The sequence below is a fragment of the Vogesella sp. AC12 genome, assembly GCF_024437575.1.
Taxonomy (GTDB): Bacteria; Pseudomonadota; Gammaproteobacteria; order Burkholderiales; family Chromobacteriaceae; genus Vogesella; species Vogesella indigofera.
The window spans coordinates 154,527-176,390 of record NZ_JANFNU010000006.1 but is presented as its reverse complement, the minus strand read 5'-3'; the positions used below and the strand labels follow the sequence as shown (position 1 = coordinate 176,390).

Below are 21,864 nucleotides of genomic sequence, written 5' to 3'. Positions count from 1 at the left end.
CGGATGGACGCGGTCTGGCGACCGCAATGCGGAATAGTTTGCCCTGTTTTGGTGCGTTCGTGTCGCTTTGGTGCTAGTTGCCGTCGCCGGCGTTGCCCAGCTCCTGCTTCAGCGCCGCAATATTGCGCTCGCGGTCGGTGACCGCGTCGCGCAGGCGCTGAAGTTGGGCAGGCGTGGTGCCGGCTTTTTTGCCGGCGTCCTGCAGGCTTTGCCGCGCCTCGCCCAGCGCGCGCTGCTCGTTGTCGAGCTCGGTCTGCAGGATGCGGCGGCGGCCGGCGTCGCGCTGGCGCTGGGTGCCGCTGTCGACCGACGGAATGTGCGCCGGGGCGGCGGCGCTGGCCGGGCGCGGGCTGCTGGCGCGGGGCGTCGCCGGTGGCGCGTCGTCGCTGGCGGGGGTGACCAGTACCGCGCGCGCGCCGCGCATCGGCACGTTGGTGAAGGTGACGTGGCCATCCTTGTCGACGTGTTTGTAGATGGTGGCGGCGCTGGCCGTCGTGGCAGCGCTGCACAGCAGCAGGGAAGCGAGAAGCGGGCGCAGCATGGCGTCACCAGGGAAGAACGGACCAGCGCCGATGATAGTGAAAGTTGCGCGTCGCGTCAGCGCTGCGGCGCATTAAATTGCCGGCGGCGGTGGGGGGGGGGGGGGGGGGGGGGGGGGGGGGGGGGGGGGGGGGGGGGGGGGCGGGGGGTCGCGGCGGGCGGCCAACGTTGGCCGCACGCCTTGACCGCCGCAATGAAAAACCCGCAGCGCCGATGGCACTGCGGGTCGGTGCGACGGTTCCGGATTGCGCCGGAACGGGTGTCAGCTTACAGCGAGTAGTACATCGCGAATTCTACCGGGTGGGTAGTCATGCGCGTCAGGTTCACTTCCTTCATCTTCAGCTCGATGTAGGCGTCGATCCACTCGTTGGAGAACACACCGCCACGGGTCAGGAACTCGCGATCGGCGTCCAGTGCGGCCAGTGCTTCGTCCAGCGACGCGCACACGGTCGGGATCAGCTTGTCTTCTTCCGGCGGCAGGTCGTACAGGTTCTTGTCGGCAGCATCGCCCGGGTGGATCTTGTTCTGGATGCCGTCCAGGCCGGCCATCATCAGCGCGGCGAAGCACAGGTACGGGTTGGCCAGCGGATCCGGGAAGCGCGCCTCGATACGACGGCCTTTCGGGTTGGCCACGTGCGGGATGCGGATGGAAGCGGAACGGTTCTTGGCGGAGTAGGCCAGTTTTACCGGTGCTTCGTAGTGCGGAACCAGACGCTTGTAGGAGTTGGTGCCCGGGTTGGTGATCGCGTTCAGTGCCTTGGCGTGCTTGATGATACCGCCGATGTAGTACAAGGCGATGTCGGACAGGCCGGCGTAGCCGTCACCGGCGAACAGGTTCTTGCCGTCTTTCCAGATCGACTGGTGCACGTGCATGCCGGAACCGTTGTCGCCAACGATAGGCTTAGGCATGAAGGTCGCGGTCTTGCCGTAGCTGTGCGCCACGTTGTGTACCACGTACTTCAGGATCTGGGTCCAGTCGGCACGCTGGGTCAGGGTGCTGAACTTGGTGCCGATTTCGTTCTGGCCGGCGGTCGCTACTTCGTGGTGGTGAACTTCAACCGGTACGCCCAGTTCTTCCAGCAGCAGCACCATGGCCGAGCGGATGTCTTGCGAGGAGTCAACCGGTGGTACCGGGAAGTAGCCGCCCTTCACGCCAGGACGGTGGCCGGTGTTGCCGCCTTCGAATTCTTCAGCGGAAGCCCAGGCCGCTTCTTCGGCCTTGATCTTCACGAAGCAGCCGGACATGTCGGTGCCCCAGGTGATGCTGTCGAAGATGAAGAATTCCGGTTCCGGACCGAAGTAGGCGGTGTCACCGATACCGGATGCCTTCAGGTAGGCTTCGGCGCGCTTGGCCACCGAACGCGGGCAGCGGTCGTAGCCCTTGCCGTCGGCCGGGTCGATCACGTCGCAGGACATGAACACGGTCGGTTCGTCGAAGAACGGGTCGATCTTGGCAGTGGCAGGGTCAGCCATCAGCAGCATGTCGGAGGCCTGGATGCCTTTCCAGCCGGCGATGGAGGAGCCGTCGAACGCGTGGCCGTTCTCGAACCATGCGTCGGCATCGTCCAGCAGCACGTGAGCAGGAATGGTCACGTGTTGTTCTTTACCCATTGTGTCGGTAAAGCGCAGGTCGACAAATTTTACGTCGTTTTCGGTGATGAGCTTGACTACGTCTGCAACCGCCATGGTGATCTCCTAAATGAGCTAGCTAAGTGCATCAATCTGGATGGCACAAATTTATGTACCGGGGTAAAAGCATGAAGCGTGCCAGCCGTAAGCGGGCGTGGGAAAGCCCATTTTGCCACATTTGCCGGCGCCTGCCGTGCCGCTGTTGCACGACAGTGGTGCCATTATTGTGCAAATCGCACCAAGCTGGTGCCTGATGGCGCCGATGCCCGCTTTTGGACCGCGCTTGCGGTGCCGGCCGCGTGATGACAGTCGTTGAACACTGCATTACTGTAACGGTCTGATCATTATTAGCGCGTTACACAGGAGCCTCCCCATGACAGTAGAAACCATTTTGGCAACAGCACAGTCGCGCGGCAGTGAACTGGGGCTGACCTACAGCGGCGCGCTGACGCCGCCGGAGGCGTGGGCGGTGCGCCAGTCGCTGCCGCAGGCGGTGATCGTCGATGTGCGCAGCGCGGCGGAATGGCAGTTTGTCGGCGTGATTCCGGAGGCGGTGCGCGTCGAGTTGCGTGCCTACCCCGGCATGGTGCCGAACGCCGCCTTTGTCAGCCAGCTGCAGCAGCAGGTCGGCAAGGACAAGACCGTGCTGTTCATCTGCCGCTCCGGCGCGCGCTCGGACGAGGCGGCAAGGTTGGCCGCAGAGGCAGGTTATGCCGAGGTTTACAATATTCTGGAAGGTTTCGAGGGCGATCGCGATGCCGAGCAGCATCGCGGCCGCGTCAATGGCTGGAAGGCGCACGGCCTGCCGTGGATTCAGGGGTGAGCCACGGCTTGCAGTTTCCGGCCTGACAAGGCAAAGTGTGTTTTTGGTCGAGCGGCTGCCACCGGCTTTGCCTTATTCCTATCCTGAAGAGATGTAAATCATGACTGATCGTTACGCCGTGATCGGCAATCCCATATCGCACAGCCAGTCGCCGTTCATTCATGCCGAATTCGCCCAGGCCACCGGGCAGGACATGAATTACGAAAAGCTGTTTGCCGAGCTCGGCCAGTTCGTGCCGGTGGTGCAGGCCTTCTTCGCCAACGGCGGCAAGGGCCTCAACGTGACGCTGCCGTTCAAGGGCGACGCCTTCCGCTTTGCCGACGAGGTGACCGAGGCGGCGCGTCTGGCCGAGGCGGTCAATACCCTGACGCTGCGCGACGGCCGGATCTATGGCGACAATACCGACGGCACCGGCCTGGTGCGCGACATCGTCGACAACCTCGACGTACCGGTTAGCGGCCAGCGGGTGCTGCTGCTGGGCGCCGGTGGCGCGGTGCGCGGCGTGCTGCAGCCGCTGCTGGCGCAGCAGCCGCAGGCGCTGACCATCGCCAACCGTACCGTGATCAAGGCGGAATCGCTGGCCTACCAGTTCCGCGCGCTGGGCGACATCGAGGCGGTCGGTTACGACGCGCTGCAAGGCCGCCAGTTCGATATCGTCATCAACGGCACCTCGACCAGCCTGTCCAACGAGCTGCCACCGATCCCTGCCGGCATCTTCAGCGGTCGCTCGCTGGCCTACGACATGGTGTACAGCCGCGGCCTGACGCCGTTCCTGCGTCGCGCGCAGTCCGAGAATGCCGGCATGCTGGCCGACGGCCTCGGCATGCTGGTGGAGCAGGCGGCGGAATCGTTCCGCATCTGGCGCGACATCCAGCCGGCCACGCGCAAGGTCACCAATATGCTGCGCGAGGTACTGGCCTGAGTCATGCGCTGGTTCCTTAAGATCGGAGCGGTCGTGCTGACCGCTCTTTTTTTGTATTACCTGTGGATCTTCGGCCATATCGTCTACTGGCGGCATGCCAATCCATCGAGCAGCTCGTTCATGGACGCGCAGCTGTCGCGACTGCAGGAAGACGATCCCGATGCCGAACTGCGCCATCGCTGGGTGGCGTATGACCGCATCTCCGGCAACCTGAAGCGGGCGGTGATCGCGGCCGAGGACGCCAAGTTTGTCGACCACGAAGGCTTCGACTGGGAAGGCATCGAGGTCGCCTTCGAGAAGAACCTGAAGCAGGGGCGCATCGTCGCCGGCGGCTCCACCATCAGTCAGCAGCTGGCGAAGAACCTGTTCCTGTCCAGCAAGAAGACACCGTGGCGCAAGATCGACGAGGCGTTCATTACCGTGATGCTGGAGGCGGTGCTCGACAAGCGCCGTATCCTGGAAATCTACCTCAACGTGATCGAGTGGGGTGACGGCGTGTTCGGCGCTGAGGCCGCCGCGCGTCACTACTACCGCACTTCTGCCGCCCGGCTGTCGAGCGGACAGGCGGCTAAGCTGGCGGCGATGGTGCCCAATCCGCGCTACTACGACAGCCACCGCAATGCCCAGGGTCTGGCCCGCAAGACCCGCATCATCCAGCGCCGCATGTCGCAGGCGCTCGCTCCCTGAGCCGGTGACGGCCGGCCGTCGCGGTGGCTGGCTGTCACATTCGCATGCTACAATTTCGGCTTCTTTCGTGATCGCTGCGATACGCGCAGCTGAAACGCATGGACTTACCCAGTTATCTCATAACCACCACTACCTTTTTGGCTAGTCAATAACCCCGCCTGCTACCGGATTGCACTCACTCCGCCACGGGCGGCAGGAGACGTGCATGACGGTTATCGACAAAAAACAACCAACCGATCGTCTGCAGGATAACCTCAACCAGGTACAGCGCCTCATCGAGCGCCAGCGACTGGTCGAGGACCTCGTACATCGCCAGGACATGCCCAAGCATGATCTGGTGGAATCGCTCGTCCACAAGCAGAACCTGGTCGAGCTGGAACACAAGCTCGAATCGTTGCACCCGGCGGATATCGCCTACATCCTCGAGGCCCTGCCGCTGGACGACCGCCTGCTGGTGTGGGATCTGGTCGACAGCGAGGATGAAGGCGAAATCCTGCTGGAAGTGTCGGATGCGGTACGCGAATCGCTGATCGAGTCGATGGAGCAGCACGAGCTGGTCGCCGCCGCCGAACAGCTGGACGCCGACGACCTCGCCGACCTGGCGCCGGACCTGCCGCGACAGGTGGTGTACGAGGTGATGGGCGGCCTCGACGAAGAAGAGCGCCAGCAGCTGCAATCGGCACTCTCCTATGAAGAGGGACAGGTCGGCGCGCTGATGGACTACGAGCTGGTCAAGATCCGCCCGGACGTCAGCTGCGAAGTGGTGCTGCGCTACCTGCGCCGTTTCGACGAATTGCCGAGCCAGACCGACAAGATTTTCGTGGTCGACGAAGACGGCGTGCTCAAGGGCGTGCTGCCGGTGCGCCGCCTGCTGGTGTGCGATCCGGAGCGGCTGGTGGAGGAGGTGATGGCGACCGAGGTGGTCAGCTTCCATCCCGACGAGGACGCCGCCGATGCCGCACTGGCGTTCGAGCGCTATGACCTGGTCACCGCGCCGGTGGTCGACGAGCACGGCGTGCTGGTCGGCCGCCTCACCGTCGACGAGATGGTGGACGTGATCCGCGAGGAGTCGGAGACCGAGGCGCTGAACCTCGCCGGCCTGAAGGAAGAGGAAGACCTGTTCGCGCCGGTGATCGACTCGGTGAAAAACCGCTGGGCGTGGCTGGCGATCAACCTGTGTACAGCCTTCGTAGCCAGCCGCGTGATCGGCGCCTTCGAAGGCTCGATCGAGAGGCTGGTGGCGCTGGCGGCGCTGATGCCGATCGTCGCCGGCATCGGCGGCAACTCCGGCAACCAGACCATCACCATGATCGTGCGGGCGCTGGCGATGGGGCAGTTGCAGCCGGGGCAGGCGCAGCGCCTGTGGCGCAAGGAGCTGGGCGTCAGCGTCATCAACGGCCTGGTGTGGGGCTCGGCGCTGGGCGTGCTGGCGTGGCTGCTGTACGGCAATTTCTCGCTGGGGCTGGTGATGCTGGCGGCCACCACCCTCAACCTGATGCTGGCGGCGTCGATGGGGGTGCTGATCCCGACCATGATGGAGCGTTTCGGCAAGGATCCAGCGGTCGGTTCCAGCGTGCTGATTACCGCCTGTACCGATTCCGGCGGCTTTTTCATTTTTCTCGGCCTCGCCAGCCTGTTCCTGCTCTAGACCATGAAGACGATCAACGAGGCCTTGCGCCATTTCGAACTGCCCCGCCTGGAGGCGCGGCTGCTGCTGTCGGCGGTGACCGGTTTCAGTCACGCCGAGCTGGTGTCGTTCGCCCCCGACGAGCTGACCTTGCAGCAGTGGCAGGCGTTTGCCGCGCTGGCGCAGCGGCGGCTGGCCGGCGAGCCGGTGGCCTATCTGCTCGGCGAGCGCGAGTTCTACGGTCGCCCGTTCCGCGTCAGCCCAGCGGTGCTGATCCCGCGTCCGGAAACCGAACACCTGGTCGACGCGGCACTGCACAAGGTTGGCCGCAACCGTCGTGCGCGGGTGGTCGATCTCGGTACCGGCAGCGGCGCCATCGCGGTGACGCTGGCTCTGGAGGCGCCGCTGTGGCAAGTCAGTGCCGTGGACCTGTCGTCGGCGGCGCTGGCGGTGGCGCAGCACAATGCGGCCAACCTTGGCGCCACGGTCAGCTTCCATCTGGGCAGCTGGCTGGCGCCGCTGCCGGCGGATGCGGTGTTTGATGCCATCGTCAGCAATCCGCCGTATATCGATGCACAGGATCACCATCTGGACGAGGGCGATGTCCGTTTCGAGCCGCGCATGGCGCTGACCGACGGCAACGACGGCCTCGATTGCCTGCGCGAGATTGCGGCGCAGGCACCGGCGCGGCTGGTCGCCGGCGGCTGGCTGCTGGTGGAGCATGGCTACGACCAGGGCGCGGCCTGCCGTGCACTGTTTGCCGCGGCCGGGCTGCAGCAGGTGGCGACGCTGCCGGATCTGGCCGGCAATGACCGTGTGACGCTGGGCTGCCGCGCGTGAGTCGCGGCTTTGTCGCCACATGCACACTGTTGGCGCTGCTGCTATTGCTGAGTGGCGGCAACCAGGCGCTGTTTTTGCTGTTGCACCACGCCGGCGCGGTATTACCGGCGCCGCTGTGGCGTTTTCTCAGCATGCTCGGCGAGTGGTCGTTGGTGATCGCGGCCTTGCTGCTGCTGGCGCAGCGGCGCCCGCAGCTGTTGCCGGCGCTGGTGGCGGCGGTGCTGCTTGGCATCGGCAGCGCCATCTTGCTCAAGGCGGCGTTCGCCGTGCCGCGTCCGTTTCTGGTATTGCCGGCGGGCAGCGTGCAGTTGCTGGACGTGTTGCCGGCCAATGGTGCCTTTCCCTCCGGCCATGCCATGGCCAGCGCGCTGCTGGCGGGGGTGCTGGCGGGGGTGCTGGCGCAGGGGCGGCGCTGGTGGTGGCAGGCGGGGCTGATGGCTCTGGTATTGCTGGTGTGCTGGTCGCGTATCGCCATCGGCGTGCACTGGCCGCTGGATGTGCTGGTCGGCGCCGCATTGGGCTGGGTCATTGCACGGGTTTGCGTGCGACGGCAGTGGCCGGCTTGGCCGCGGACATGGACGCCGCAGCTGTTGCGCGGACTGGGACTGGTGCTGCTGCTGTATAGTGGCTGGAAACTGTGGCGCCAGCCACCGAACGAGGCCTACGTGCTGTTCAACCTGCTGGCATTGCTGGCCGCATTGCAGTTGTTGCGGCCAATGAAAAACGGGGCCTGAGCCCCGTTTTGTCGTGTCCGTCAGCAACGGCTTAGTGGTGGTGACCGTGCTCGCCGTGGGCGTGGCCGTGGGCCACTTCTTCTGCCGATGCCGGGCGTACTTCGGCCACGGTAGCAACGAAGCGGATGGTCAGGCCGGCCAGCGGGTGGTTGCCATCCAGTACCGCCTTGCCGTCAGCAACGTCGGTCACGCGGAACAGGATCACGTCGCCGGTTTCCGGATCGTCGGCTTCGAACATCATGCCGACTTCGACTTCTTCCGGCAGCACGTCCAGCGGCTCGACACGGACCAGCTCTTCTTCCGGTTCGCCAAATGCGTCGTCAGGCGTCATGGTGACGGTGATGGACTCGCCCACGTTCTTGCCGTGCAGCGCTTCTTCCACCATCGGGAAAATGCCATCGTAGCCGCCATGCAGGTAGGCGATCGGCTCTTCCGTCTTGTCGAGCAGGTTGTTGTCAGCGTCGTACATTTCGTAGTGGATGGTGACAACGGAGTTTTTGACGATTTGCATGTGGCGGTACCGTAAAGATAAAGAATAATAACGATGTTTGACCCAGAGCCGGGCGCTGCCGGCATGAAGGGTCATAATCGGCATCCCCTATTGTAAACCATTGCCAGATGGCACAACGAGATTCTGACATGAAAGCGATTGATCTGTTGGGCGGCATGACCGCCGAAACCTTTTTGCAGGACTACTGGCACAAGAAGCCGCTGCTGATCCGCGGTGCGCTGACCGATGTCGGGGCGCCGGTTGATCTGGCATGGCTGACCGAGCTGTCGCGCAGCGAGGATGTCGAGTCGCGGCTGATCGAGTTCAAGCAGGGCAAGTGGTCGCTTGAGCGCGGCCCGTTCCGCCCCGGCCGCTTGCGGCGCCTGCCGGAAAGCGACTGGACCATCCTGGTGCAGAACGTCAACCATCACCTGCCGCATATTGCCGACATCCTGTGGCGTTTCGATTTCATGCCTTATGCCCGGCTGGACGACCTGATGATCAGCTATGCGCCGCCCGGCGGCACAGTCGGCCCGCATTTCGATTCCTACGACGTGTTCCTGCTGCAGGTCGGCGGTCGCAAGCACTGGCAGATCTCCTCGCAGCAGGATGAGGCCTTCATCGAGGATGCGCCGATCAAGGTGCTGAAGGACTTCCGCATGGAAGAGGAGTTCGTGCTGGAGCATGGCGACATGCTGTACCTGCCGCCGCGCTACGCCCATTACGGCGTGGCGCTGGAGCCGGGCATGACTTACTCGATCGGCTTCAGGGCGCCATCCGCGCAGGAGTTGGCGACAGAATTCCTGGTTTACCTGCAGGACAGAATTTGTATTGATGGCAGATATGCCGACCCCGAGCTGCGGCCGCCGCAGGAGCCGGCACGGCTGGACGACAGCATGGTGGAGCAGGTTGGCCGCATCCTGTCGCAGATCAGCTGGGATCGCCACACGGTGACCGATTTTCTCGGCCATTACCTGACGGAGCCGAAGCCGCACGTGTTCTACGAGGCGCCGGAAGAGGAGCTGGACGAAGACGAGTTCGCTGCTGCGGTGGCGGCAACAGGAGTAGAGCTGGATCTGAAGACGCTGATTCTTTACGCCGATGACATGCTGTACTGCAACGGAGAAGCACTGCCGGTGCTGGCGGACGATGTCGCGGCGTGGCAACAGTTGGCCAACCGGCGCCGTATGTCGCCGCAGCAGCTGTCGTCGTCAATGATGCCTTTATTATTAGAGGGTTACCTTGCTGGCTGGTGGCAGCCGGCCGGCGAAAACTGAAAAAGGACATTGTCTACAATGTTGCGGATGGCGGATGGGGTGCGTATATTGTTTTGACCCTAAATTATTCTGTTGTTGCATTGCCGCAGAATCATGTCCGATATTCGCAATAAATTATTGTTTACCCCCTTTTCAGCAAATTTTTTCATGCTACAATTCGCGCACTGATTAAATCTGCACTACTTCCTCATCACACTTTTCTTGCTTGAGAAAGTAGTAGTTTAAACGTCTTGTTCAACACTCGCTTTCAAAGGTATTTACAAATGAAACAGTCGCTCCTCGTTGCTGCCCTGCTGGCCGTTGCTCTGTCCGCTTGCGGCAAAAAAGAAGAGGCTCCAGTTGAAGCTTCCGCTCCAGCTGTTGAAGCTTCCGCTCCTGAAGTTGTTGAAGCTTCCGCTCCTGCAGTTGACGCTTCCGCTGCTGACGCGTCCGCTCCAGCTGCTTCCGCTGCTCAGTAATTCTGAGTTAGCAAGAAAAACCGGCGCTAGCGCCGGTTTTTTTACGTCTGTCGCCAGCTGCTGTGCCGCTGGCTGGCATGAAAAAAGCCCGCGATTGCGGGCTTTTTGCTTGCCGGGTGGGGCTTACTGCAGTTCGTTGAGCAGTTTCTGCTGCAGTGTCTGCAGCTGCTTGGCCGACAGTGGCGTGCCCTGGCTGTTGCGGATGCTGATCCGGGTCTGCTCCGCATCGGCCGGCTTCAGTTCGATGCGCAGTTGCTCGCGCAGCGGCTCGGCTGCTTTTTCCTTGTCCTGCCAGAAAGCCAGCGAAGACAAGATGCCGCTGCTGCTGTTCTCGGTCGCCTTCAGTGCCTCGTCCTGCACCGGGCTGACGAAGTAGACGCCCATCGAGCGGTCGCGGTCGACGATGGCCAGGCCCTGGCGTTCCAGTGCCAGGCCGACGCGTCGCCAGCTGCGCTCGAAGCTGTCGGCAAGAATGATATCGCCGCCTTCGCTGCGAACCTTGCTGCTGGCGACCGGATTGGCGCTGGCCTCCAGCTTGCGGGCGTTCTGTGCGACGGTGGCTTCATCCACGCCAAGACGGACCAGGAAGCGCGACAGGAACACCGCTTCCAGTTCCGGATCGGCCGGGCGGGGTTGCCAGCGGGTGGCATCCTTCGCTTCGTTGATGTAGATCTCGTACATGCCGCGATGAGTGAAGAACACGTCGGTGCCGGTGGCGGACTGTTCGACGCGGATGCGGAAGCGGTCACGTTCCGGGGTCGACAGTACCGAGCCCAGGCCGATGTTTTCCAGCAGGTTGCGCACCGGGTCGCGGCCCAGCTTGGCGCGGTTTTCCGCCCAGTCGGTTTCCATCAGGCCGACATCCGGTTCTTCGGTCTGGATCACGAAGCCGTTGTCCTGCCAGAAGGCCTTCAGCAGTGGCCAGACTTGGGCCGGGCTCTTGCCTTCCACGCTGATCCAGCGCTGGCTGCCGGCGCGTTCGATCTGCGCCTTGGCTTTCTGGTCGGCGCTGACCACCACGTTGGCCGCAACCTTGTTGTTGAGGGCGACATCGGCGGGGGCGGTGCTGTTGCCGTTGCTGTTGACCACCGGCAGCGGGTAGCGGTCTTGCTGTTGCGGTGCGCTCAGGTCCGGCGGTACTTCCAGCGAGCGTTTGGCTGCCGGGGCATCGGACTTGTAGGCGATGGCGCTGTCCGGGCCGCTGCTGGCGCAGCCGGAGATCAGTGCCGAGGAGACGACACCGGTAAGCAGGGCTTTTTTCATCATGGCATTCACGGGTTACAGCACCTCTGCTTGTTGCATCGCTTGTTCGACGAGGGGGGCGCTGGCGGCGGTGAGCGGCGTCAGCGGCAGACGCAGGCCGGCCGGCATCAGACCGAGGCGGTGCATCGCCCATTTTGCCGGGATCGGGTTCGGCTCGGCGAACAGGAACTTGTGCAGGCCTTGCAGCTTGTCATTGATGCGGCGCGCTTCGGCGGCATTGCCGGCGATGGCGGCCTGGCACATGGCACTCATCAGCTTGGGAGCCACGTTGGAGGTCACCGAGATCACGCCGTGGCCGCCGCACAGCATGAAGGCCATGCCGGTCGGATCGTCGCCGGAGTAGAGGCCGAAACCTTGCGGCACGCGCTTGATCAGGTCACAGGCGCGGCCGATGTCGCCGGTAGCGTCCTTCAGACCGACGATGTTGCCGATTTCACTCAGGCGCAGCACGGTGTCGTTGCTCATGTCGGCTACGGTACGGCCCGGTACGTTGTAGAGGATGACCGGCAGTTCCACCGCTTCGGCGATCTTGCGGAAGTGCTGGTAGATGCCTTCCTGGGTCGGCTTGTTGTAGTACGGCACTACCGACAGCGAATGGCTGGCGCCGGCCTGCTTGGCGAGGGCTGCCAGTTCGATGGCCTCACTGGTGGAGTTGCCACCCGTGCCGGCAATGACGGTAATGCGGCCGGCGGCGTGTTGGGCCACGGCTGCCACGACCTTGATATGTTCATCCACGCCCAGGGTGGCGGATTCGCCAGTGGTTCCCACGGCCACGATGCCGTCGGTACCGTTATCGATGTGGAAATCTACGAGACGTTTCAGCGATTCAAAATCGACCTGGCCGTCCTCGAACATCGGGGTGACCAGCGCAACGAGGCTACCGGTAAGCATAAGATCTGCCTATTCTGGTTAAGGGTTTAAATGGTGTTCGATTGTAGCGGAATTCCGAGGCAGCTGCGAAAGCAAAGATGTACCGGCCGCAACACCCTGATTGCAGAGGGTGTTTGTGGTAAAATGCAGGGTTTTCCGGTACATGCAGTGACTGGCTGAGGAATGATCGAGTGATTACGACAAGCAACATTACCATGCAGTTCGGCGCCAAGCCGCTTTTCGAGAAGGTTTCCGTCAAATTTGGTGAAGGCAACCGTTATGGCCTGATCGGCGCCAACGGTTCCGGCAAATCGACTTTCATGAAAATTCTCGGGGGAGACCTCGAGCAAACCAGTGGCGAAGTCGCCATTGAGAACGGCCTGCGCCTGGGTAAGTTGCGCCAGGACCAGTTCGGCTATGAAGACCAGCGCGTGATTGATGTGGTCATGATGGGGCACACCGAGATGTGGGCGGCGATGAGCGAGCGTGATGCCATCTACGCCAACCTGGAAGCCACCGAAGACGACTACATGCACGCGGCCGAACTGGAAGCCAAGTTTGCCGAATACGACGGCTACACCGCCGAGGCACGTGCCGGCGAACTGCTGATGGGGGTCGGCATTGCCACCGAGCAGCACTTCGGCCCGATGAGCGAAGTGGCACCGGGCTGGAAGCTGCGCGTGCTGCTGGCGCAGGCGCTGTTCTCCAATCCGGACATCCTGTTGCTGGACGAACCGACCAACAACCTGGACATCAACACCATCCGCTGGCTGGAGCATGTGCTGAACGAGCGCAACTCCACCATGATCATCATCTCGCACGACCGTCACTTCCTGAACTCGGTCTGCACCCACATGGCGGATCTGGACTACAACACCATCCGTATCTACCCAGGTAGCTACGATGACTACATGATCGCCTCCACCCAGGCGCGCGAACGCCAGCTCAGCTCCAATGCCAAGGCCAAGGAGCGCATCCAGGACCTGCAGGAATTCGCAGCCCGCTTCTCCGCCAACAAGTCCAAGGCCCGTCAGGCCACCTCGCGCCTGAAACAGGTCGACAAGCTGAAGTCAGAAATGGTGGAAGTGAAGCCTTCCAGCCGCCAGAGCCCGTTCATCCGCTTCGAGATGGACGAACGCTTCAAGTTGCACCGTCAGGCGGTGGAAGTGCAGTCGCTGAGCAAGGCCTACGACAACAAGGTGCTGTTCAAGGACATGAACTTCATCCTCGAGGCCGGCGCGCGGCTGGCCATCATCGGCCCTAACGGCGCCGGTAAAACCTCGCTGGTGAAAATGCTGGCCGGCGCCTTCGATCCGGTGCTGGCGGAAGGTCTGACCGCGGATTACGGCACGGTGAAATGGGCAGAAAAGGCGCAGATCGGCTACTTTGCCCAGGATCACGAAGCCGAGTTCGACAGCGACCGCACGCTGACGGAGTGGATGCGCGAGTGGGGCCAGGAAGGCGATGACGAGCAGGTGATCCGCGGTACCCTCGGTCGTCTGCTGTTCGGCGGCAACGATGTGGAAAAAGCGGTGCGCGTGCTGTCCGGTGGTGAAAAGGGCCGCATGCTGTACGGCAAGCTGCTGCTGCAGAAGCCGAACGTGATGATCATGGACGAACCGACCAACCATATGGACATGGAGTCCATCGAAGCCCTGAACATGGCGCTGGAAAAGTACAAGGGCACGCTGATTTTCGTGTCGCACGACCGCCAGTTCGTCAGCTCGCTGGCCACCCAGATCCTGGAACTGGACGGCAAGGGCGGTTACGACTACTACACCGGCGATTACGAGGAATACCTGTCCAGCAAGGGCCTGGAGTAATTCCCCACAATCCCATACAAAACAGGCAGCTAGCGCTGCCTGTTTTTTTATATGCAGGTTGGCCGCAACAGCCGTTGCCGCCCACGTTAGCTTCTTAGAGCGATTGCTTTACGTTGGCGACAGCCTTGCGCTATATTGCAGCGCAAGATGTTGTGCGTTGCAAAACAGGATGCCGCAGTGCAATGTCAAAGCCATAACAAAAGACAGAGAAAAACAGGGACTTGAATCTCGAAGGTCGGTGGTGGAGGAATATCCGTTCGACAATCGGGTTGCCTGCAACCTAGCAAAGGAAAAATCATGCGCTTGAAAGGGAAAGTCTCCATCATCACCGGTGGTGCCAGTGGTATCGGTAAGGCTACTGCAGAGAAATTCATCAAGGAAGGCGCCATCGTAGCGGTTTGCGACATCAACATGGATGCCGTCAATGCCGTGGTGGAAGAGCTGAAAGCGCTGGGTGGCGAAGCCGTCGGCTATCAGGTGGACGTGACCAACAAGGCGCAGATCGCCGACATGGTTGGCGCCCTGAAAACGCAGTTCGGCCGCATCGACGTGCTGGTCAACAACGCCGGCATCGTGATGGATGCGCAGCTGATCAAGATGAGCGAAGACCAGTTCGACAAGGTGATCGACATCAACCTGAAGGGCGTTTACAACTGTACCAAGGCCGTGGTCGACACCATGATCGAGCAGGGTGCCGGTGTGATCCTCAACGCGTCTTCCGTGGTTGGTGTGTACGGCAACTTCGGCCAGACCAACTACGCCGCCTCCAAGTTCGGCGTGATCGGTTTCGTCAAGACCTGGGCCAAGGAACTGGGCAAGAAGGGCATTCGCGCCAACGCGGTGTGCCCGGGCTTTGTCGCCACCCCGATCCTGAAGTCGATGCCGGAAAAGGTGATCCAGGCGATGGAAGACAAGGTGCCGATGAAGCGCATGGCGCAGCCGGAAGAAATCGCCAACGTCTACGCCTGGCTTGCTTCCGACGAAGCCAGCTACATCAACGGTGCCGCCATCGAAGTGACCGGTGGCCTGACGCTGTAAGCAGCCTGCTGCGGCAGCTTGCTGCACGCAAAAAAGGTTGGCCGCAATTGCGGCCAACCTTTTTTCATGCCTGTTGCCATTACGGGAAGCGGCTCAGGCTTCGTGCTCCAGCATGGTGACGCCGTTGAGGCCGGAGCGGAACACTGCCTGCTGCAAGGTGTGGATCGCCTGCTTGCGGAAAAACTGCTTGCGGGTGACCAGCAGCACGCGCCGCTGCGGCACCGGAGCGGCAAACGGGATGATCGACAGCAGGCCTTCGTCCGCCGCCGACACCGAGGTCTGCGGCAGCACGGTGACGCCCATGCCGCTGGCCACCATGTGACGGATGGTGTTGAGCGAGCTGCCCTGCAGCGATGCGGCCAGGCCGTTGTTCTGGTGCTGGCGGCTGGCGACCTCGCTGCAGGCCTGCAGCACGTGATCGCGGAAGCAGTTGCCCTGCGACAGCAGCAGCACGCTTTCGCTGGCCAGATCGGACGAGCGCACCGCGTCGCGCTTCTCCCACGGATGGCCCTTGGGGGTGGCGACGACGAATTCTTCGTCGTACAGCGGCACCGCCACCGTGCCCGGCTCGTCGAACGGGTCGGCGACGATGATGGCGTCGACTTCGCCGCGCTTGAGCATTTCGGCCAGTCGCGCGGTGTAGTTTTCTTCCAGGATCAGCGGCATTTCCGGTGCCAGGATGCGCAGCGCCGGGATCAGCTTGGGCAGCAGGTAGGGGCTGATGGTGAAGATCACCCCCAGCTTCAGCGGCCCGGCCAGCTCGTTCTGGTGCTCGCCGGCAAGGCGCTTCACCGTCTCCGCCTCTTCCAGCACGCGTTGCGACTGTTCGATGATGCGTTCGCCGATTTCGGTGACGCTCACCTCCTGGCCGCCACGCTCGAACAGGGTGACCCCCAGCTCGTCTTCCAGTTTCTTGATCGCGATCGACAGCGTCGGCTGGCTGACGAAGCAGCTTTGGGCTGCCCGCCCGAAGTGACGCTCGCGCGCCACCGCGACGATATAACGCAGTTCGGTCAGAGTCATGGTGTCAGCGCTGGTGTTCCGGCAGGACGATGTTCACTTCCAGTACCTCGAAGTTGTCCTGGCGCTCCAGGTGCACCTTGATGTCGTCCTGGTTCACCGCCACGTACTTGGAGATCACTTCCATCAGCTCGCGCTGCAGCGCCGGCAGGTAGTCCGGCGCGCCGGTCTTGCCGTCGCGTTCGTGCGCCAGGATGATCTGCAGGCGTTCACGGGCGATGGAGGCCGTTTTCTGGCGCTTGCCAAAAATCATATCGATCAGGGACATGGCTAGCCTCCAAACAGTCGTTTCAGGAAGCCGATTTTTTCCGCTTCGACAAAGCGCATCGGACGGTCCTCGCCAAGGAAGCGGGCCACCACGTCACCGTAAGCTTCGGCGGCGTCGGAACCCTTGATGTGGATCGCCGGGGTGCCGGAGTTGGACGCCTGCAGGATGGCCTGCGATTCCGGGATCACGCCGATCAGCGGAATGCGCAGGATTTCCTTCACGTCTTCCACCGACAGCATCTCGCCCTTGTCGACGCGGGCCGGCGAGTAGCGGGTGATCAGCAGGTGTTCCTTCACCGGCTCGCGGCCTTCTTCGGCGCGGCGCGATTTCGACGACAGGATGCCGAGAATGCGGTCGGAGTCGCGTACCGACGACACTTCCGGGTTGGTGACCACGATGGCTTCGTCGGCAAAGTACAGCGACATCAGCGCGCCTTTTTCAATGCCGGCCGGCGAATCGCAGACGATGAACTCGAAGCCCATCTCGTCCAGGTTCTTCAGCACCGTTTCCACGCCTTCGCGGCTGAGCGAGTCCTTGTCGCGGGTCTGCGACGCCGGCATCACATACAGGTTGTCGCAGTGCTTGTCCTTGATCAGCGCCTGGTTGAGGCTGGCTTCGCCATTGATCACGTTGATCAGGTCGTACACCACGCGACGCTCGCAGCCCATGATCAGGTCCAGGTTGCGCAGGCCGACGTCGAAGTCGATCACGGCGGTCTTGTGGCCGCGCAGGGCGAGGCCGGATGCAAAGCTGGCGCTGGTGGTGGTTTTGCCGACACCACCCTTGCCGGAGGTCACAACGATGATTTTTGCCACGATATCGATCCTTGGAATAACGATGCTGGTTACTTGTCGAGCGGGATCATGACCACGCGCTCTTGTTCGAGATAAATCTGGGTCGGCTTGCCCTTGATGCTCTGGGGCAAGTCCTGTTCGATGGTGCGGTACACGCCGGCGATGGAAACCAGCTCGGCTTCCATGCTCTTGACGAAGATGCGCGCCGCGGTATTGCCACGGGCGCCGGCCAGTGCCCGGCCGCGCAGCGGCGCGTAGACATGGATGCTGCCGTCGGCGATCAGTTCCGCGCCGGCGCTGACCATTTCCAGTACCACCAGATCGCCACCCTTGGCGTAGATCTGCTGTCCGGCACGCACCGGGCGGTCGATGATCATGGTCGGTGTCGGCAGGCTGCTGTCCGCGACGCGTGCCGCCGCTGCCGGCGCGCTGACGCTTTCCGCGCTGCTCTTGCCGCCACCGCTGCCGCTGATGAACGGCAAACCGAGGCGATGGGCGAGGGCGGCGTATTGCGCGTCGCGGTGACGGACGGCGGCGATGCGCAGGCCGTGCTGCTGCAGCATGGCGCAGACCGGGGCCAGCGTGTCGCTATCCGGCGCCGGCAGCTGCTCGATGTCCAGCACGAACGGCTCGGGCTCGTGGCTGTTGAAACGTTGCTGGATGGCGGCTTGCAGGGCGGGCAGGTCGGTGCTGCGTAGCACGATGGCCAGCAGGTCAAGACTGGCGGATTTGATATCGAAAAGGTTGGCCGCAGAACTCATTGGATTTTATCGCCGGATAGATAGATTTATTTTATGGCTGGAGTGTATCGCTTTGTCCTGAGCCTTTCAATCAAAGGCTGGTGTCATTGCCGGTGCCGGAGATCATCACGGCTGGCACACCGGTGCCGTGCTGGCCGGCGATGCTCGCCGGTGCGCACGGCTGTCACCGGGCGGACACACTGCTGCAATGCATGACTGCCATGCTGAATGTGTTTGCTGTTGTAAAAATAGCGACTTAGCGATGTTGCGTTGCAACAAAATGATTGACATTGCTGCGGCGCAACACAATAATGCAATCTGTTGCAATGCGGCAACGGCGAGTTTCAAGACGATATTGCTGCTGAGTGTTTCATTTTTCGAAAAGGATTAATCATGTTTACTACTGCACAAGAGTTTTCCGCTTTCGGTCAGTCGCAGTTCGACAAAGCCGTCCGTTTTTCCGGCATCCTGCTGGCCAGCGCCGAGCGCCTGGCAACCCTGCAGCTGGAAATGTCGCGCAAGCTGCTGGCCGAGAACGCCCAGACGCTGAAACAGCTGTCGGCGATCAAGGATCCGAAAGCGCTGGCCGAATTCCAGACCAGCCTGACCCAGCCTAGCCTGGACAAGGCCTTCGCCGCGGCGCGTGAAGTCTACGATGTCACGCTGGCGACCCAGACCGAGCTGACTTCCTTCGTGGAAGAGCAGGTTGCCGAAACCAACAAGAACGTCCTGGATGTGATCGACCGTCTGGCGAAAAACGCGCCGACCGGTTCCGACGCTGCGGTACAGGCGCTGAAGAACATCGTGACTTCCAGCAACGCCGCCTTCGAAAGCGCTGCCAAGACCGCCAAGAAAGTCGGTTCCGAGTTTGCCGAAGCCAGCGTTGAAGCGGCCGAAACCTCGGCCAAGGCAGCCAGTGCTGCGGTCAGCCGCACCCGCAAGGCGACGCCGTCCGCTTCTGCCTGATCGACACGCATCATTCTGTTTGAGTGAAACCTCCCGTGCTAGCACGGGAGGTTTTTTCGTTTCTGCCTTTCTATTGGCCGCTGGCGGCAGCACTGTGCCGTGCTTGACGTGCGTCAAAGCACGATTGCCACCACCGGCTATGCTCTCGGTATGAGATGAGCGGTGCCGGCAAGCGGCGCCGTTGATCTGAGTTTGCCTGTGGCGAGCAAGCAAGGTGTCGGATCAGGGATGATTTGGCGCTGACAGACAAACGACGCTTTTCCTCTTGATGTGTGTGTTTGGGGTACGGTGGTGGGCCGTACCCCTTTTTTTTGTCTGCCATAAGCCCGTGCTGCGCTGCGCGGGCTTTTTGCATTGCGGCCAACGTTGGCCACAGTGCCGCCTCTTCAGTTGCGGTTTCGCGTATCCGACGCGACGGCAAGCACTCGCCCAGCTACTTCTACCGTCTTCCTTAATATCATCGTTGCTGCATTGCAAAGCGGGCCACTGCTGCCTGCTGATGCCAGATCCGACTAGTTCGCAAAATCTGAACAAGACATTCAGTTTACTTCGCTATTAATCGAATTAGACCAGTCGTATAGTTACAGCATTGCTTCTGTTGTCGTTGCCGTTGCTGGTTGACCTGAAGCCCGTTGTTACTAGCACCACAAAATAGCTGTACAAATTATTCGAATCAAATGCTGAAACAATCAAAGCTACCAATTTAAATAAAAGGATATTGATCATGAAAAAGCTGCTAATTACCTCTATCGCTGTTGTGCTGGCTAGTGTTGTTGCTCCGGTTTACGCTGCCCCTGCTGCTGTGCAGCAGCAAGATGTAGAGATGACTGCGAAACGTGATGGCGGCGATGCTCCATACATGATTGCAGGTCGAGAAGGCGGTGACGCCCCGTACATGGTGGCGCGTCGCGAAGGTGGTGACGCCCCGTACATGGTGGCCCGTCGCGAAGGCGGTGATGCCCCGTACATGGTGGCGCGTCGCGAAGGTGGTGACGCCCCGTACATGGTGGCTCGTCGCGAAGGCGGTGACGCCCCGTACATGGTGGCTCGTCGCGAAGGTGGTGACGCACCGTACATGGTGGCCCGTCGTGAAGGTGGTGACGCCCCGTACATGGTGGCCCGTCGTGAAGGCGGTGACGCCCCGTACATGGTGGCGCGTCGCGAAGGTGGTGATGCACCGTACATGGTGGCGTAAGCCACAACATGAAAAAACCCCGGTTGTTGCAACCGGGGTTTTTTTGCGACTGCTGCCAGCCGAAATCGCGCTTAGCGCACGATAGGCTTGTAGCGGATGCGCTTCGGCTTGGCACCTTCTTCGCCGAGGCGTTTCTTCTTGTCGGCTTCGTATTCCTGATAGTTGCCGTCAAAGAAGGTCCACTGCGATTCGCCTTCGGCTGCCAGGATGTGGGTAGCGATACGGTCGAGGAACCAGCGGTCGTGGGAGATCACGAACACGGTGCCGGCGAATTCCAGCAGCGCGTCTTCCAGCGCGCGCAGGGTTTCCACGTCCAGGTCGTTGGACGGTTCGTCGAGTAGCAGTACGTTGCCGCCCTTGAGCAGGGTCTTGGCCAGGTGCAGGCGGCCGCGTTCGCCGCCGGACAGCATGCCGACCTTCTTCTGCTGGTCGCCGCCCTTGAAGTTGAAGCGGCCGAGGTAGGCGCGGCTGGACATCTCGAAGCGGCCAACGTTGAGGATGTCGAGGCCGCCGGAGACGTCGTCGAACACCGTCTTGTCGCCTTCCAGCGTGTCGCGATGCTGCTCGACGAAGGCCATCTGCACCGTCTGGCCGATCTTCACCGTGCCGCTGTCCGGCTGTTCCTTGCCGGCAATCATCTTGAACAGCGTCGACTTACCGGCGCCGTTGGGGCCGATGATGCCGACAATGGCACCCGGTGGCGCCTTGAACGACAGGTTGTCGATCAGCAGGCGGTCGCCGAAGCCTTTCGACACGCCGTCGAATTCGATCACTTCGTTACCGAGGCGTTCGGCCACCGGGATGAAGATTTCCTGGGTCTCGTTGCGCTTCTGGTGTTCAAAGCTGGACAGCTCTTCGAAGCGGGCCAGACGGGCCTTGGATTTGGCCTGGCGACCTTTCTGGTTCTGGCGTACCCACTCCAGCTCCTGCTTCATCGCCTTCATGCGCGCGCCTTCCTGCTTGCTTTCCAGTTCCAGGCGCGCTTCCTTCTGCTCCAGCCAGCTGGAGTAGTTGCCTTTCCACGGGATGCCTTCGCCGCGGTCCAGCTCCAGGATCCATTCGGCGGCGTTGTCGAGGAAGTAGCGGTCGTGGGTGACGGCGACCACGGTGCCGGGGAAGCGCACCAGGAACTGCTCCAGCCACTCCACCGATTCGGCGTCGAGGTGGTTGGTCGGTTCGTCCAGCAGCAGCATGTCCGGCTGCGACAGCAGCAGCTTGCACAGTGCCACGCGGCGTTTTTCACCGCCGGACAGCGGGCCGATCTTGGCATCCCACGGCGGCAGGCGCAGCGCGTCGGCAGCCAGTTCCAGCTGCAGCTGCACGTTGTCGCCGGCGCCGGCGGAGATGATGGCTTCCAGCTTGGCCTGTTCTTCGGCCAGTGCGTCGAAATCGGCATCTTCTTCGGCGTAGGCGGCGTATACCTCTTCCAGCCGCTTCTGCGCGCCCATCACGTCGCCCATGCCGCTTTCCACTTCTTCGCGCACGGTCTTGTCAGGGTCGAGCTTCGGTTCCTGCTCCAGGTAGCCGATCTTGACGCCGGCCAGATGCTGCACCTCGCCGTCGTATTCTTTGTCGACACCGGCCATGATACGCAGCACGGTGGATTTGCCGGCGCCGTTGAGGCCGAGCAGGCCGATCTTGGCACCGGGGAAGAAGGACAGCGAAATGTCCTTGATGATCTGGCGTTTCGGGGGAACGATCTTGCTCACGCGGAGCATGGACATCACGTATTGAGCCATAGGGTGTGCTTGATTCCTGCTGGATTGCGATAGGGAGATTAACCGGGGAAGTGTAGCAAATTCGGCGTGTCCGTGCCGTGGGGGGCCCCTTGGGCGCCCCGGCGCCCTACACCAGCGCCCC

Annotated in this window: 22 protein-coding genes; 12 read left to right on the top strand and 10 right to left on the bottom strand. The window is 61.9% G+C overall.

The features are described 5' to 3' along the window. Nucleotides 1–73: 73 nt before the first annotated feature. Both NOM55_RS11585 and glnA read right to left on the bottom strand, forming a co-directional pair. On the bottom strand, nucleotides 74–541 hold the full coding sequence (locus tag NOM55_RS11585) for a DUF4124 domain-containing protein (protein WP_255908676.1): 468 nt from the start codon (nucleotides 539–541) through the stop codon (nucleotides 74–76). 266 nt (nucleotides 542–807) lie between these two features. Then, on the bottom strand, nucleotides 808–2,226 hold the full coding sequence (gene glnA, locus NOM55_RS11580) for a type I glutamate--ammonia ligase (protein WP_047966240.1): 1,419 nt from the start codon (nucleotides 2,224–2,226) through the stop codon (nucleotides 808–810). Nucleotides 2,227–2,542: 316 nt separating this feature from the next. On the opposite strand from glnA, the gene NOM55_RS11575 reads away from it, so the two are divergent. The 6 genes from NOM55_RS11575 to NOM55_RS11550 all read left to right on the top strand — a co-directional run bounded on the left by NOM55_RS11575 (nucleotide 2,543) and on the right by NOM55_RS11550 (nucleotide 7,802). Next, entirely contained in the window at nucleotides 2,543–2,992 is a 450-nt protein-coding gene (locus tag NOM55_RS11575) for a rhodanese-like domain-containing protein (RefSeq protein WP_047966239.1), read from the top strand. 100 nt (nucleotides 2,993–3,092) lie between these two features. Further along, nucleotides 3,093–3,914 (top strand): shikimate dehydrogenase, encoded by an 822-nt coding sequence (gene aroE / locus NOM55_RS11570; protein WP_255908675.1) that lies wholly within the window; start codon nucleotides 3,093–3,095, stop codon nucleotides 3,912–3,914. Nucleotides 3,915–3,917: 3 nt separating this feature from the next. After that, nucleotides 3,918–4,601 (top strand): monofunctional biosynthetic peptidoglycan transglycosylase, encoded by a 684-nt coding sequence (gene mtgA / locus NOM55_RS11565; RefSeq protein ID WP_120812173.1) that lies wholly within the window; start codon nucleotides 3,918–3,920, stop codon nucleotides 4,599–4,601. 205 nt (nucleotides 4,602–4,806) lie between these two features. Beyond that, on the top strand, nucleotides 4,807–6,249 hold the full coding sequence (gene mgtE, locus NOM55_RS11560; protein ID WP_047966236.1) for a magnesium transporter: 1,443 nt from the start codon (nucleotides 4,807–4,809) through the stop codon (nucleotides 6,247–6,249). 3 nt (nucleotides 6,250–6,252) lie between these two features. Then, entirely contained in the window at nucleotides 6,253–7,068 is an 816-nt protein-coding gene (prmC, locus tag NOM55_RS11555; protein WP_255908674.1) for a peptide chain release factor N(5)-glutamine methyltransferase, read from the top strand. Nucleotides 7,069–7,097: 29 nt separating this feature from the next. Next, nucleotides 7,098–7,802 carry a phosphatase PAP2 family protein gene (locus tag NOM55_RS11550; protein ID WP_255908673.1) on the top strand — a complete coding sequence of 235 codons (705 nt, stop codon included), beginning with the start codon at nucleotides 7,098–7,100 and terminating at the stop codon, nucleotides 7,800–7,802. Nucleotides 7,803–7,833: 31 nt separating this feature from the next. Here the strand turns inward: NOM55_RS11550 and NOM55_RS11545 are convergent, their stop codons facing one another. Then, entirely contained in the window at nucleotides 7,834–8,313 is a 480-nt protein-coding gene (locus NOM55_RS11545; protein WP_047966234.1) for a peptidylprolyl isomerase, read from the bottom strand. Nucleotides 8,314–8,441: 128 nt separating this feature from the next. Between NOM55_RS11545 and NOM55_RS11540 the strand changes: the two genes are divergently transcribed. Both NOM55_RS11540 and NOM55_RS11535 read left to right on the top strand, forming a co-directional pair. After that, nucleotides 8,442–9,569: a cupin domain-containing protein gene (locus NOM55_RS11540; protein ID WP_255908672.1), complete on the top strand. Its 1,128-nt coding sequence runs from the start codon at nucleotides 8,442–8,444 to the stop codon at nucleotides 9,567–9,569. Between the two features lie 263 nt (nucleotides 9,570–9,832). Continuing rightward, the gene (locus NOM55_RS11535) at nucleotides 9,833–10,027 is read left to right on the top strand and encodes a hypothetical protein (protein WP_082133648.1); all 195 of its coding nucleotides are present in this window, start codon (nucleotides 9,833–9,835) and stop codon (nucleotides 10,025–10,027) included. Between the two features lie 123 nt (nucleotides 10,028–10,150). Here the strand turns inward: NOM55_RS11535 and bamC are convergent, their stop codons facing one another. Beyond that, on the bottom strand, nucleotides 10,151–11,293 hold the full coding sequence (gene bamC / locus NOM55_RS11530; RefSeq protein ID WP_255908671.1) for an outer membrane protein assembly factor BamC: 1,143 nt from the start codon (nucleotides 11,291–11,293) through the stop codon (nucleotides 10,151–10,153). Nucleotides 11,294–11,305: 12 nt separating this feature from the next. After that, on the bottom strand, nucleotides 11,306–12,181 hold the full coding sequence (gene dapA / locus NOM55_RS11525) for a 4-hydroxy-tetrahydrodipicolinate synthase (RefSeq protein ID WP_120812162.1): 876 nt from the start codon (nucleotides 12,179–12,181) through the stop codon (nucleotides 11,306–11,308). A gap of 170 nt (nucleotides 12,182–12,351) precedes the next feature. Here dapA and NOM55_RS11520 point away from each other — a divergent pair, with 170 nt between their 5' ends. Both NOM55_RS11520 and fabG read left to right on the top strand, forming a co-directional pair. Beyond that, nucleotides 12,352–13,983, top strand: coding sequence for an ABC-F family ATPase (locus NOM55_RS11520; protein WP_047966230.1), 1,632 nt, complete (start codon nucleotides 12,352–12,354; stop codon nucleotides 13,981–13,983). A gap of 297 nt (nucleotides 13,984–14,280) precedes the next feature. Next, nucleotides 14,281–15,021 carry a 3-oxoacyl-ACP reductase FabG gene (gene fabG / locus NOM55_RS11515; RefSeq protein WP_120812159.1) on the top strand — a complete coding sequence of 247 codons (741 nt, stop codon included), beginning with the start codon at nucleotides 14,281–14,283 and terminating at the stop codon, nucleotides 15,019–15,021. A gap of 93 nt (nucleotides 15,022–15,114) precedes the next feature. On the opposite strand, the gene NOM55_RS11510 is transcribed toward fabG, so the two are convergent. From NOM55_RS11510 to minC, 4 genes are read right to left on the bottom strand one after another with little or no spacing between them, the layout of a single operon-like run. Continuing rightward, nucleotides 15,115–16,044, bottom strand: coding sequence for a LysR substrate-binding domain-containing protein (locus NOM55_RS11510; RefSeq protein WP_120812156.1), 930 nt, complete (start codon nucleotides 16,042–16,044; stop codon nucleotides 15,115–15,117). A 4-nt stretch (nucleotides 16,045–16,048) separates the two neighbouring features. Next, complete coding sequence (gene minE, locus NOM55_RS11505) at nucleotides 16,049–16,309, bottom strand: cell division topological specificity factor MinE (protein ID WP_047966227.1); 261 nt, start codon at nucleotides 16,307–16,309, stop codon at nucleotides 16,049–16,051. A 2-nt stretch (nucleotides 16,310–16,311) separates the two neighbouring features. Next, nucleotides 16,312–17,124 (bottom strand): septum site-determining protein MinD, encoded by an 813-nt coding sequence (gene minD, locus NOM55_RS11500; RefSeq protein ID WP_047966226.1) that lies wholly within the window; start codon nucleotides 17,122–17,124, stop codon nucleotides 16,312–16,314. A gap of 29 nt (nucleotides 17,125–17,153) precedes the next feature. Then, entirely contained in the window at nucleotides 17,154–17,864 is a 711-nt protein-coding gene (minC, locus tag NOM55_RS11495; protein WP_255908669.1) for a septum site-determining protein MinC, read from the bottom strand. A gap of 372 nt (nucleotides 17,865–18,236) precedes the next feature. On the opposite strand from minC, the gene NOM55_RS11490 reads away from it, so the two are divergent. Next, nucleotides 18,237–18,809 carry a phasin family protein gene (locus NOM55_RS11490; protein ID WP_047966224.1) on the top strand — a complete coding sequence of 191 codons (573 nt, stop codon included), beginning with the start codon at nucleotides 18,237–18,239 and terminating at the stop codon, nucleotides 18,807–18,809. An 823-nt stretch (nucleotides 18,810–19,632) separates the two neighbouring features. Continuing rightward, complete coding sequence (locus NOM55_RS11485) at nucleotides 19,633–20,004, top strand: hypothetical protein (RefSeq protein WP_255908668.1); 372 nt, start codon at nucleotides 19,633–19,635, stop codon at nucleotides 20,002–20,004. 71 nt (nucleotides 20,005–20,075) lie between these two features. Here the strand turns inward: NOM55_RS11485 and ettA are convergent, their stop codons facing one another. Beyond that, complete coding sequence (gene ettA / locus NOM55_RS11480) at nucleotides 20,076–21,743, bottom strand: energy-dependent translational throttle protein EttA (protein WP_047966222.1); 1,668 nt, start codon at nucleotides 21,741–21,743, stop codon at nucleotides 20,076–20,078. Nucleotides 21,744–21,864: the final 121 nt, after the last annotated feature.